Annotated in this window: 8 protein-coding genes; all 8 read right to left on the bottom strand. The window is 67.7% G+C overall.

Features of this window, described 5'->3' with window-relative positions; translation table 11 throughout:
* Nucleotides 1–19 precede the first annotated feature (19 nt).
* The 8 genes from NIBR502772_RS09020 to NIBR502772_RS08985 all read right to left on the bottom strand — a co-directional run bounded on the left by NIBR502772_RS09020 (nt 20) and on the right by NIBR502772_RS08985 (nt 13,254).
* Complete coding sequence (locus NIBR502772_RS09020; RefSeq protein WP_056348181.1) at nt 20–532, bottom strand: GNAT family N-acetyltransferase; 513 nt, start codon at nt 530–532, stop codon at nt 20–22.
* Between the two features lie 26 nt (nt 533–558).
* Nucleotides 559–1,377 carry an inositol monophosphatase family protein gene (locus NIBR502772_RS09015; RefSeq protein WP_141139936.1) on the bottom strand — a complete coding sequence of 273 codons (819 nt, stop codon included), beginning with the start codon at nt 1,375–1,377 and terminating at the stop codon, nt 559–561.
* Entirely contained in the window at nt 1,374–3,644 is a 2,271-nt protein-coding gene (gene ligA / locus NIBR502772_RS09010; RefSeq protein ID WP_141139935.1) for an NAD-dependent DNA ligase LigA, read from the bottom strand. Before ligA ends, NIBR502772_RS09015 begins: the two co-directional genes overlap by 4 nt.
* Before the next feature lie 178 nt (nt 3,645–3,822).
* Nucleotides 3,823–4,389, bottom strand: coding sequence for a hypothetical protein (locus tag NIBR502772_RS09005; protein ID WP_141139934.1), 567 nt, complete (start codon nt 4,387–4,389; stop codon nt 3,823–3,825).
* A gap of 121 nt (nt 4,390–4,510) precedes the next feature.
* Complete coding sequence (locus NIBR502772_RS09000) at nt 4,511–8,956, bottom strand: FtsK/SpoIIIE domain-containing protein (protein WP_141139933.1); 4,446 nt, start codon at nt 8,954–8,956, stop codon at nt 4,511–4,513.
* Nucleotides 8,953–9,657: a hypothetical protein gene (locus tag NIBR502772_RS08995; protein ID WP_104061062.1), complete on the bottom strand. Its 705-nt coding sequence runs from the start codon at nt 9,655–9,657 to the stop codon at nt 8,953–8,955. Before NIBR502772_RS08995 ends, NIBR502772_RS09000 begins: the two co-directional genes overlap by 4 nt.
* 61 nt (nt 9,658–9,718) lie before the next feature.
* Nucleotides 9,719–11,515, bottom strand: a complete 1,797-nt coding sequence (locus NIBR502772_RS08990) for a serine/threonine-protein kinase (RefSeq protein WP_141139932.1) — start codon at nt 11,513–11,515, stop codon at nt 9,719–9,721.
* Nucleotides 11,512–13,254 carry an FHA domain-containing protein gene (locus tag NIBR502772_RS08985; protein WP_141139931.1) on the bottom strand — a complete coding sequence of 581 codons (1,743 nt, stop codon included), beginning with the start codon at nt 13,252–13,254 and terminating at the stop codon, nt 11,512–11,514. Before NIBR502772_RS08985 ends, NIBR502772_RS08990 begins: the two co-directional genes overlap by 4 nt.
* Nucleotide 13,255 lies beyond the last annotated feature (1 nt).

Genomic DNA, 13,255 nt, shown 5'->3' with positions numbered 1-13,255 from the left:
AAAATGAGTCGGCACCACTTTAGGTTGGCTGGACGTCAAGCCGGTAAACCAGCAGCTTTATGTCGGTGCCCGGAATCAGCCAGTCACGCTCCGGGACTCGTTTGAAGCCCGTCTTCCGGTAGAGGCCATGCGCGCTCTCCCAGGTCCCGCCGGTGGTGAGGGCCACGCCCGTGATCCCCTCCAGCGATTTCGCATGCGCAATGATGGCTTCCACCATGGCCTTGCCTGCGCCGCTGCGCTGCACCGCGGGATCCACCACCAGCATCCGGAACTCCAGCTCATCAGGGAGGGCGATGTCGGCGAACGGTTCACCTGCCAGTGCCAGCGTCACGGAACCCACCACCTGCCGGTCACGCTCGGCAACCCAGATCGTGGCCTTCGCCGCACGGGCGGCAACATCCTGGATCTGCTGCATATAGGGATGGTCCGCGCTGTCGAAATACCCTGCTGCCAGGTACGAGTCCACGGTGATCCTGGCGATGGCCTGGAAGTCTGCCTCAACGGCCGGTCGGATGGTTATTTGCGATTGCACCTGACAATGTTAGTGGCGCTGCACCGTCACAGCGGAAACTTGCCGGACAGCGCCAAGGTCCCGGCGCAGGTCCAGGCGGCCAGCCTGTCCTCGTCGGCAGGTCCGCCGTCCAGCGGACTGGCAAGCCGGGGACGCCGGACCCAGCAGCCGGCTTCCTCGGCAATCAGCGCACCGGCGGAGAAGTCATGTTCGTTGAGCCCGCGTTCGCCGTAGGCGTCGTGGGTCCCGTCAGCCACCAAGCAGAGGTCCAGCGCCGCGGAGCCCAGCCGCCGGACGTCGGCGAATCCATCCATGAGACTGCCCAGCAGTGCCGCCTGCTCGGCGCGGATGGCGGGGTCGTAACTGAAGCCGGTGGCGAGGATCTGCCCGGCGCGGTCCGGCGCCGGGCCCTGGAGCTGGGTCACCCGGCCGCCTTCTTCCAGCCACGCACCCTTGCCGCGGGCAGCGTAGTAGACGCGGCCCAGCGCCGGGGCGTTGACGACGCCGGCCAGCCAGACGCCGTCGGCATCCGCCACTGCCACGGAGGTGGCGTAGTAGACGATGTTCCGGATGAAGTTGGTGGTACCGTCCAGCGGGTCGATGGACCAGCGATAACCGGTGGGGGCCGCGGGCCGGGTGGTCCCATGCTCCTCCCCCGTGATGGTGTCCTGTGGACGGGCGGCCGTGATGGCATCCCGGACGGCATTCTCCGCGGCGACATCAAAGGCCGTAACCCAGTCGCCGGCGTCGCCCTTGTTGCTGACGTCAAGCGTCTCCCCGTTGCGGGAAGCCAGCACGGCGGCGCCGGCGGCGGCTGCTTGCCGGGCCACCGCAAGCAATTCGGTGTTGAGATCCGGATGGCTCATTCGGCTGCCTCTTCTGATTCTGTGGGCGTCGGTGCGGGTGTGACTTCTGCAGCGGGGGCCGGGCCGTTCGCAAGGAGCTCCCGGAAGCCGTCCTCGTCCAGGACCGGAATTCCGAGCTGTTCGGCTTTGTCCAGTTTGGTGCCGGCGCTTTCGCCGGCGACGACGTAGCTGGTGTTTTTCGAGACCGAGCCCGCCGCTTTGCCGCCGCGGATGAGGATCGCTTCCTTCGCCTCGTCCCTGCTGAAGTTCGGCAGGGAGCCGGTAACCACAATCGTCAGACCTTCCAGCGTGCGCGGCGTGGATTCGTCGCGCTCATCGGCCATGCGGACCCCGGCCGCGGCCCAGCGGTCAACGATTTCCACGTGCCAGTCCTCGGCGAACCATTCCTTCAGCGCGGCCGCGATGGTGGGCCCCACGCCGTCCACATGGGCCAGGTCCTCCTCGGAGGCGTTCCGGATGCCGTCCATGGTGCCGAACGCGGTGGCCAGGGCGCGTGAGGCGCGCGGGCCAACGTGCCGGATGGACAGGGCAACAAGCACCCGCCACAGCGGCTGGGTTTTCGCCTTCTCCAGCTCCACGAAGAGCTTCGTGGTGGTCGCCGTGGGCTTGGACGGTGTCTTGGCGGTTGCCTTTGTCCAGAAGTACGGGACCAGTTCGAAGACGCCGGTGCCAACGCCCTTGGCACGCTTCTCGCGCAGGATCCGCACATCTTTCAGGTCCTCCGCGGTAAGGGAGAAGAGATCCGCTTCGCTCACCAGCGGGCCGGGCTTGGGCTCGGCCGGATCAGTAAGTGCCACGGCTGCTTCCCCGCCGAGGGCCTCGATGTCGAAGGCACCGCGGCCGGCCAGGTGCGCGACGCGCTCCGTCAGCTGGATGGGGCAGGATCTGGAATTGGGACAGCGGATGTCGATGTCGCCCTCCTTGGAGGGGGCGAGCTCCGTGCCACAGGAGGGGCATTGTGTGGGCATCACGAAGTCACGCAGTTCGCCCTCACGGCCTTTGCGCAGCGCCAGCACGGGGCCGACGATCTCCGGGATGACGTCTCCGGCCTTCCGCAGGACAACGATGTCGCCGATCAGCACGCCCTTGGCCTTGACCACGTTCTGGTTGTGGAGCGTGGCGCGGGCCACAGTGGAACCGGCCACCTTCACCGGTTCCAGCACTCCGAACGGGGTCACGCGACCGGTACGGCCCACCTGGACCTGGATGTCCAGCAGTTTGGTGTGGACTTCTTCCGGCGGGTACTTGTACGCGACGGCCCACCGCGGCACCCGGGTGGTGTAGCCCAAGGCACGCTGCGTGGCGAGATCGTCGACCTTGACCACAATGCCGTCGATTTCGTGCATCAGGTTGTGCCGTTGCTCGCCGTAGCGCTTGATGAAGGCAAGGATCTCCGGCAGGCCCCCGAGCACCTCGAAGTACGGGCTGACGGGAAGGCCCCACTGTTCCAGCACGGCGTAGGTCTGGGACTGGCTCAGGGTTTCCAGCCCTTCGCGGGCGCCAATGCCATGGACAAACATCCGCAACGGACGCTTGGCGGTTTCCGCCGGATCCTTTTGCCTGATCGAACCGGCGGCGGCATTCCTGGGGTTGGCCAACGGCGCCTTGCCGGCTTCGATCAGTGCCTCATTGAATTCCGCAAAAGCCTTGGAAGGGATAAAGACCTCGCCCCGGATTTCCACCTCCGGGGGAAATCCGGTGCCCGTAAGTTCGGTTGGGATTTCCTTGATGGTCAGGACGTTGTGGGTGATGTCTTCACCCGTGGTTCCGTCACCCCTGGTGGCCGCCCGGACCAGTTTCCCGTCGCGGTACAACAGGTTGACGGCGAGGCCGTCAATCTTCAGTTCCGTGAGCCATGCCAGCTGAGCCGTGTCCCCCAGCTTGCTGACGCTGGCCTCGGCCTTGGTGATCCAGGCCTCCAGCTCCTCCAGGGAAAAGACGTCCTCGAGGCTGTACATCCGCTGCAGATGTTCGACGGCGGCGAACGCGGCTGAGGCTTCCCCGCCAACCTCCTGCGTGGGCGAATCATTGGCTACCAGCTCCGGATGCAGGGCCTCGATCTCCTCCAGGCGCCGGAACAGTTCGTCGAATTCGGCGTCGGAGACCAGAGGTTCGTCCTCCTGGTAATACGCAAACCGGTACTTCCTGACCAGGTCCGTCAGGTTCTCATATTCGTCGCGCACTGACCCGGCGGGGACGGCGTCCGGCTCGGTTGGTTCCTCAGTGCTCTTTGCTGTTTCCTCTGCGGGGACCCGTGCTGTGCTCACAGACCTATCTTGCCTTACCGCCCCGACATTGCGCCCAAACGCCCACTGCGCCGCCGTGCCCCTGCCGATAAGTGCCGCGGGGACCGGTGGGCACGGAACGCCTCCCACGTAGGTAGCAGCAACTACCTAGTTGGGAACGTCGGGGCTGGCGACACGCTCGATCACCGGACAACCAAGGTCAGTGTGAGGAGAGGCGGTTCCGGCTCCACCAGGCGAAGGCGAGGCCGGCGACTCCCACCAGCAGCACGCCCGCCATGATGGCCAGCAGGCCGGGGCCGCCGAAGAGCCCGGAGCCGTCGTTCCGGGAAACGGCGGCGGCCTGTGTGGGCTTGGCCGACTTGGTGACTGGCTTGTTCCAGTTCGGTTCCGTGGATGGGGTTGCGGACGACGGCGGGCTGGCGATGGTGGTGCTGGGCGCGGCCGACGGCGATTCCTCAGTCGGCGAAGCGCTCGGTTCCGGGGCGAGGGTGGGAACCGTTACCGGTGCTGGCGCCGCGGGCGGTGGTGCCGCCGGCTGGGTTGGGACGACTGGGGACGGGACTACCGGCGGCACTTCAGGTTTGCCCTTGCCCGGATCCTTAGGCTCAGTGCTGGCCGTTTCACAGTTCAGCAGGCACAACTGCGGCGTGGGTTCACCGTCTTCGGCCTGCGCCGGGACCGCCGCCGAAAGGCCAACCAGGAGCGCCAGCACCGCAGCGGCCGCAGCAGCGGACACGTCGCGGAGCACGGATGAGGATCGGATCATGGTTTACCTTTTCGACAGCGCGGCACCCCCTTGCCGCAGCGAACAGTGTTTCCGGTAGTCTCCTACACGCGCCACGGGCCCGCAAATCCATTAGATTCACGGGCCCGCCGGAGGCGACGGCTCAGCCCCTGTTTTCCGGCGGCAGCGCGATCTGCAGTTTCCGTGCCTTGCCGCGTCCCACGATGTAGCCGCGGCCCGGTATGAACTCCGGGCTGACCCGGCCCAGCGACGTGTTGAGCAGGCTGTCCCCTTCGATGTCGCCCGGGTTGATGAGCAGGCCCCGGCGTCCGGATTTGAAGGGCTGGGACAGCGACCAGGCGGAGGACCAGGTTGACGTTTCCGATTCCCCGATGACCCACTGATCGGCCTTGATGGACACCGTCACGAGCTGCGAAACGCCCGCTTCCGCCACGGTATCCGTGAACTCGGTCAGGCCCTCGATGAAGATCGCCAGCTTCCCGGGGTTCCCGGAAGAGTGCTCCGTGAGGTCCTCGATGATCACGGCCAGGTCATCGGCACCCACTACGGAACGGTTCCAGAGCGGCAGCGACGCCACCGCGGACCGGCGGGAGCCGATGTACACCAGCTCCGTGTCCGGGTTGGACCGGCGCAACGCGTAGGCCAGGGTCACCAGCGCCACCGTCCTGCCCGCCCCTGGCGGACCTGCCAGAAGCAGCGGTCCCTGGGCCATGATCTCGGCCGGCTGCAGGGTTTCGTCGTCGACGCCGATGACGGGCAGGTCCGGGCTGCCGGGAGGCAGCACGTCCAAATCCACCAGTTCGGGAAGCCGCTGGATTTTCGGTGCCGATTCCAGCCCCTGGCGCAGCATCGCCTGGCTGAGCTTGTGGACTTCGCGGGCCTGCAGCGCCAGGTTCGAGTTGCCGCCCAGGACGGCCAGCTGGACCTCGTAGCCGCCCAGCATGCCGCGCCCCGGCGGTGAGGAGACGGTGAGGACGTCCTTCGCCACGTCCATGGACATGTAGTCGTCCTCGGACGTCAGCCGCAGCACCAGCCGTCGCTGGATGGAAGCCAGCAACGACGCCGGTATGGCGTTCGGCCGGTCACCGGTGACCACCAAGTGGATCCCCAGGGGACGGCCGTCGGTGGCCAGCTGCAGGAAGACGTCCCAGAGTGCGGACAGGCGGCTGAATTCGTACGTTTCGCGGAACGCCGATATGCCGTCCAGCAGCACGAAGATCCGCTTCTCGTCCGGGCGGTTGGCCAGGGTCCGGTATTCGACGATGGTGGAGGCCCTGACCTCGGCGAACCGGGCTGACCTTTCGTCGGCGATGTCCCGGAGCAGGCGGAGCAGCCGGCCGACGCGTTCGACGTCGTCACCGTTGATGATCTCGCCGACGTGCGGCAGCTCTTCAAGCATCTTCAGCCCGGAGGAGCCGCAATCGATCCCGTAAATGTGCACGGGCCCGCCGCGGGGTGTGACGGCGGCGGCAATCGCAATGCCGCGCAGGGCAGCGGATTTTCCGGAGCCGCCTGTGCCGTAGATGGCCATGTTGCCGTCCTGGTCCGGCTCGTAAAACACCGTGGGCTGTTCCTGGCGGGCAGGATCATCCGCCACACCCAGCAGCAGCCGTTCGTCCGTCCGGGGGTTCGGGAGCTTGGAAAAGTCGTACGTCTTGGCCAGCTCGTCCAGCCACGGTTTGCGCGGCGGCCGGATTGCCAGCGATTCCGCGGCCCGGACGATGTTGGTGGTCATCCTGGCGATGTCGTTGGGGCCGGGCGGAGCTTCCTTGACGGGCTTCTCCGGGGCGGGCGCCTCCCAGCTGGGCCCTGACCCGAAGGCCATTTCCACGATGTCGATCTGCGGACGCTGGGGCTTCTCCGTGGTCCAGCCGCCGGCATAGCCGGTCTGGAACCCCTGGATACGGCCGGGCCCGGTCTTGGCGGCGCCGCGGCCCGGGATGGACGGGTCGAAGTACGCCGCATCAGGCACGCCCAGGATGTCGGTGGCGTCATCCTCATCCGCCATACGAAGGGCAACCCGCAGGTTCGTGTTGGCGCGCAGGCTGTCCTTGATGACACCGGCGGGACGCTGCGTGGCCAGGATCAGGTGCAGGCCCAGGGACCGCCCACGGGCTGCAACATCCACCACGCCGTCCACAAATTCGGGAACCTCGGTAGCCAGCGCCGCGAATTCGTCCACCACGATGATCAGGTACGGCGGTGCCTCCGGGTCGGCTTGGCGCTGGAGCCCGAGCAGGTCCTTGGCCTTCTTCCGGTTCAGCAGATGCTCGCGGTAGTGCAGCTCCGCACGGAGGGAGGTCAGGGCACGGCGGACCAGGTGCTGGGAGAGGTCGGTGACCAGGCCCACGGTGTGGGGCAGGCTGAGGCACTCGGCGAACGCCGCGCCGCCCTTGTAGTCCACAAACAGGAAGCTCACCCGGTCCGGGCTGTAGGCGGCAGCCATGCCCATGACCCAGGACTGCAGGAACTCCGATTTGCCGGCGCCGGTGGTGCCGCCCACCAGCGCGTGCGGGCCCTCGTTCTTCAGGTCCAGGTAAAGCGGCTCGATGCCCTTGGAACCCACCAGCGCCCGGAGGGTCCCGTTGTCCTTCCGGTTCGGAACCGCGGAGGCATGGACTGAATTGTTCTCCACCCAGCGCTCCGCCACGGCCTGCGGGTTGTCCAGGAAGTCCTTGCCGATCAGGGTGGCGTAGGACACCGCACGCGGCAGGTCGGAGTCGTCGCTGACGGGCTTGCCCACGTCCACCACGGGCGCCAGCATCCGGGCCAGCTGCGCGGCCAGGTCGGCGTCGAGGCTTTCGCAGCTCACGGGGTACGTGTGCCGTCCCAGCCGCACCTGCCCGGTGGTGGTGCCGTTTTCGCCGTCCACCACCATAAAGTCCCGGCAGGCAGCCGGAAGCGCCTGGATGTCGGTGGCCACCCACATCACGTGGACGCCGGAGTCCGGTCCGCGCTCGGCGAGTCGGGTCAGCCTGCCCCGGTCCACAGGCGCGTCGTCCTCGACGATGACCAGGACCGCCGGCAGCACAGGCGCCGGGACCTCGTCCTTGGCAGGGTCCACGGATCCCCGGTGTTCCGGGGCGGAGCGCTTGGCCAGGGCTTCGCGTGCGTCGAGCAGGTCCTCGAGCCTGGCCACGAGGGAGGAGCCGCTGGCTGAACCGGCAGCCAGGTGGTCGCCGTTGAGGGGGCTGTGGCCGGAGCCCACGTGGGGCAGCCACTGCAGCCAGTCCCAGCGCTGCCGGGATTGCGCCGACGTTATGGCTGTCACCACGGCCTCGGCCGGCGAGTGCAGGCCCACGAACTGCAGGACCATGCCGCGGGCAACGTCGTCCACCAGGCCCCGGGCTCCGGCCACGCCGAAGGACCCGGCCGTGCGCAGCTGGGAGACCACGGGGACACCCTCGATGTCCCTGAACTGCTTCAGGCAGTCCTGGATCTCGCGCATGAATTCAGCTTCGGTGTCGTTGCTGTGGGGTTCCTCGAACAGGATGCGTGATGTACCGGTGCCGAGCCCGAACCGCAGGCCCAGGAAACCGGTGTGCTCGGGGCGGTGGGTCCACAGCAGCGGACCGAGTTTGTAGATGGAATCCACGGTGTCGCTGACCGACGGTGCTTCCTGCAGGCGGACCGCGTGTTCCACGTGCTGCAGTTCGGTGATGTCCTGCCGGAACGCCGCCATGGACTCCCGGAACTGTTTGAGCTGTTCCTTCTGCTGGCGCCTGGTCTGCATCTTGTGGTCCACGTAGTGACCCACGATGAACAGCGGCATCATCATCATGAACACCACCGAGAGGATGTTCCGCGTGACCGCGAACATGATGCCGCCCATCAGCAGCGGCGCCATCAGCATGATGTACGGGAACGGCTGGTGGTCCGGACGCTTGGGTCCGGCCGGTGGCACGCGCTTGGGCGCCTCAAAGCGGGGAACCACCCGCGGGGAGCGGTTGAAATCGACAAGGGGCGACGTCGGTGCTGCCGCCTGGTTGTGGCCCAGCGGCACCACGGTGACGGTGGTCTCCCCCAGCGTCACCGTGTCCGAGGAGTTCAGGGTGGCCCGGGTGACCGGCAGTCCGTCCATCAGGAGGCCGTTGGCGGAGTTCGTGTCCACGATCTCCACGCCCTCGCCCACGGTGATGCGGGCGTGGCGTTTGGAGGTCAGAGGGTCCGTGAGCCGGATGTCCACGTCCCGGTCCCGGCCGATGTAGCTGGTGCCGGAAGGCAACGAAAACTCCTGGCCGGCGTCGGGCCCGGAAAGGATCCGCAGCGTGGCTGCGGCGGGTCCGCGGCTGGCGCCTGGCGCGTTGAAGAGTTCGCTGACCTCGGTCAGGGACACCACGGAGCCGGGGCGCAGGCCCGATTCCAGGAGGTTGTCCGTGCGGGTCAGGACGCTGCCGCGCATGCCGCCGCCCACAAAGGCCTCGTCGATGCGGAGCGAAAGGTTTTCCGGTGCCGGCGATCCTTTTCGGTCGGGGTCCGCGACCCAGAGCTGCGTGGCGATATCCGCCACCGTGGCCAGGCCGTCTACGGTGACGGCCAGGTCCTTGGTTTCCGCCGGGTCCCGGCGGAGTGTCAGCCGGATCCTCATCCTTCGTCCACGCCCCTCATCTTTTCCAGTAAGTACAAATCGTCGGGGGTGACCAGGTGCGACGTGACGGCGTGTTCGACGAGCCTCGCGCGCCGGTTGGTGGCCAGTTTCCCGCCGCCGCCGCGGAGGCCCACCACGCCCACGCGGTCAAGTTTGTCGCAGACGTTGTCGAGTTTCCGGTTGAACCGGGTGAGTGCCCAGCCCAGGGTCTTGGCCGCTGCTGCCGAGGACGGGATGGCGCTGAATCCGGTCCCTTCGCGCCGCAGCATGGGTTCGGCCAGGGCCACAATGAGGGCCCTCTGCGAGTCGGTGAAGACCACGGGGCCGATGGTGGTGTCGCCGTTACTGTCGTCCTCCCGTGATTCCTGGCGGAAGGACGGCGTCTTGAGGTGGACGGCGAACTCATACGTGGTGGGCCCGGCGGTGAAAATGACGTTCGTGTGGCTGAACACCAGCGGGATGCGCGCCCCCGGCGACAGCCAGGCCTGCATCCCGCCTGAGCCGTCGGCGACGGTGGCGGACAGCATCCCGCCCACGTTGCTCAGCCACCAGATCCCGTCGTAGCGGGCCACCTGCAGGAACTGGCGGTGAAGGTACGGGTTGTCGTCCACTTCAAGGTCGCCTTCGCGGCCGATGTTGAAGATTTCCTCATCGGACGGTTCGTACCATTCACCACAGAAATCTATTGCTAGATCCCCCATTTTCCGTGCCTCCTCGTCGGGCTCTGCCCGCGTTCACTAACGGTTCCGGTCTGCTCTGCCGTCACTTGCGGATGCAGGCGATTGAGTCTTCTTCCAACGGTGAGAACGCGCCGTCACTCCGGACGATCATCACCTGGACACACGTGGGTTCCGTCGGATTCAACGCAACCTGGGCGGCTGGCTCGGCAGTGGACTGGTACTCGCCGTGGTTGCCCAACGCGTAGACCCGCCACTTGTAGGCGTCGCCCGACTTCGGCTGCGGATTGGTCCAGGTGAAGGTCGCCTTGCCGGCGGCGTCCACAGTCCCTGCCAGATCCGCGACGTCGGGAACTGTCCCGTTGTCCAGGGCATCCGCCGGGGGTTTGCTGACCTGGCCGGTCTCTTCGACCTTGGGCGCCGGGGCCGAGGACGCCACCACAATCCCTACGATGATGGCGAGGACCAGCAGCGTTCCGCCCGCGGCGGCGAGCCACACGTTGCGCTTGCCGTGGTCGGGCGCCGCTTCGGGGGCGGTTTCCGTGAGCGCGGCCTGCCGGCTGATCGTCGCGTCGATCTCCGGATCGGCGCGCCCTGCCCGGTGGCCGGGCGCGCCGGCTTGGGCGGGAAGAGGCCCGGGACGCTGGACGGTTGCGTCCGGCGCGGAGCCGTACTCGGCGGCCGGTGCACTTCCGCGGAGCATCGTGGCATGGGCCCACTCGCCTGCGGAGTTGCCGCCAGCCTGCGTGCCGCCGTCCTGCTTACCGTCCTGCTGGCCCGCAAAGAGGTTGCCCGGAACCTGGGGCCGGGGTGCTGCCGTGGCCGCAGCGGCCGGGGGAAATTCGCCGGCCGGAAGGCCCGACGGCGGCGCACCGGTTCCGCGGCGTTGCGGCCGGGTGCGTGCCGGGAAAGTGGGGGCGCTGCCGGTCCGCTCCGGATCGATGGCCGCGATGTTCCGGACGCGGGTTTCCTCGAAGCCGTCATCCGGGTGGTTCTCTTCCAGTTGCTGCTCTTCGAGTACCTCGAAGGGCGTGACCGAAAGGTTCAGTTCGGCCTGGATCCGCTGCAGGGCGAGGGCAAACGCGTGGGCTGAGGAGTAGCGGGACGCCGCGGATTTGGCCATGGCCGTGGACAGCGCCCGCTCCAGTGACTCCGGAACGTCGGCCCGGCCCAGGCGCGGCAGTGCCGCGCTGGTGATCCGCGAGATCAGTTCGCGCTGGGAATTGTCCGTACCGGGCATCACAAACGGCGACCTGCCGGCCAGCAGTGTGTACAGCGTGGCGCCCAGCGCCCAGACATCCACCATCACGCCGTCCACGGGGCCGTCCGCGAACTGTTCCGGCGGCGACCACGGAATGGACATCCCGGCGTCCTCGTCGGCGTCGCCGCCCAGCGTCCCCGAGATCCCGAAGTCCGTCAGGGCCGGCCGGTTGTAGTCCGTCACCAGGATGTTGGCGGGCTTGATGTCCCGGTGGGCGATGCCGGCCCGGTGTGCGGTCTCGACAGCGGAGGCCACCTGGATGCCGACCGCCAGCACCTCATCAACGCTGAAGCGCTGACGGCGGTACCGGACGTCCAGGCTGGGCCTCGAGCAGTACTCCATGGCCAGGTAGGAGTGACCTGCCTCGGTCACCTCCGCCTCGAAGATGGTCACGATGTACGGGTGCGAGGAGAGCTGGGCCATCAGGTTGGCCTCGGACTCGAACCTGCGCCGGGCACCCTCGGTCTTCAGATCCGACAAAAGGACCTTGACCGCCACCTTCCGGCGTGGCCGGTCCTGCTCGTAGAGATAGACGTCCGAGAACCCGCCGGAGCCAAGCAGGCTGATGTAGGTAAACCCCGGAATGTGGGGCGGCGGCGCAACCGGCCGTTTGGAACTCAAAGAATCTCCTCAAAACGCAGTGAGATGTCGTCACCCAATTCGGCGATGTCGCCGTCGAGCAGGATGGCCATCTCGTTCTGGGCCAGGCGGCGCGGCGGCTGGCCCTCGCGGACCAGGACCGTACCGTTGGTGGCCTTGAGATCGCAGAGCATCACGTGCCAGCCTTCCAGCCGCACTTCGACGTGCGAGCGCGAGATGTCGCCGCTGGGGCTGGCCACCTGGACCAGCCGCGGCATAACACCACCCTGCACCCGGGAAACGGACGGCTGACGCCCAATGACCAGCGACTGGTCAAGGTCAACCAGTGCACCCGTAGAGACCCGCATCCGGCCCAGCCGGGGCCGGGCCACCTGTACGGCGTCGGCGGGCAGCGGCGAGCCGCAGGCAGCGCATTGCGCCTGGGTGGGCGGATTGGCGTGTCCCCGACCGCAGACCCGGGCCAGCACCAGGGGGCCTGCGGCCGAATCCGGCTCCGGAACCGGGGCGGGATGCGCGGCCATTCCGGCGAGGTCGCCCTTCATGATCGTGTGGCCGTCGTGGTCACCGTCGAAGGCGTCCGGGTCTGCTGCCGGCTGCCCTGCGTGCAGTTCTGCCGGGACGTCCGCCGGGGGCTGATTCAACGGGGACAGGTTCGACGGCGGCAGAATCAACGGCGGCAGAATCAACGGCGGGAGACTGGACGGCGGCGCGGCCTGGGCAGCAGGTGTGCTCCCGCCGGTCCGCCACGGGACCGAGTCGATGAGCCCGCCGATCATCCGGGCGGCCGCTGCGGCCGCAGGCGGGGCGGCTGCAGGCGGGGCGGCTGCAGGCGGTGCCGGAGCCGCGCCAACAGGTGCCGCAGGTGCGCCGTGATCTTCCTCGGGTTCGTCCCGGACCGCTGCGTCCTCGATGCGGCGGACAACAGTCCGTTCCCAGAGGTGGTCGTAGCTGCCGGTCATTTCGTGGGCCGGGACCTGGTCAGGATGGGCGGCGCGCTCGGGGGCGGGCTCCACGTCCGGCTCGGCTTCCGGGGCTTCGGCAGCAAAATTGGAGTCGTCGTCCAGGAGCCCCATCACCGTTTCTGCCGAAACCTCCCGGTCATGTTCCGGCGCGGGTTCAGACGCAGGTTCAGGTGCAATTTCAGGTTCCGGCTCAGCTGCCGGCACCGGTCCGGGTTCCGGCTTCGGTCCAGCTGAGGGCTCCGCTACCGTTGCAGTGACCGGTTCAGCGTCCGCTACGAGAACGACGCCGCCGACAGCGGTGGGTGCCTCGACCTCAGCGGGCGTGGCAGCCGGAGCGGCCACCTCGTCCGCCGGAGTTCCGGTGAGCGACACTGTCAGCGACTCCAGCAGGACCACGCCTTCGCTGAGCGGCAACGCGGGTCGGGGCTGGCCGTCTCCCGCCACAGTGAGGCGGTACCACTCGGGGGTGTCCAGGCGGCGCTCCGTCCAGGTGGTGACGTCCCGCCCGTTCAGGTCCACGGGGCCGCCGGGCAGCCGCACGGTCAGGTCCAGGTCGCCACGGAGGAAGATCCGGAGCGCGTCACCGGAATCGACTATCCCGAACGACGGTATTTGCGCCAGGGAAACGCCGAAACTGCTGGTGACGGCGTGGAGCACTTCGTGGACTTCCGGGGCGTGCTCCAGCAGTTCCCACAGGGACTGGACCAGGGCGGGCGAGGTCCCGGGCCCCAGGAGGACCACAGTGTTGGCCCGGACAACACCGAGCCAGGTGCCGGCGACGTATGTTGCGGTGGCCATC

This window comes from Pseudarthrobacter sp. NIBRBAC000502772 (assembly GCF_006517235.1).
Lineage (GTDB): Bacteria > Actinomycetota > Actinomycetes > Actinomycetales > Micrococcaceae > Arthrobacter.
This window is presented reverse-complemented; position numbering and strand designations above follow the sequence as displayed.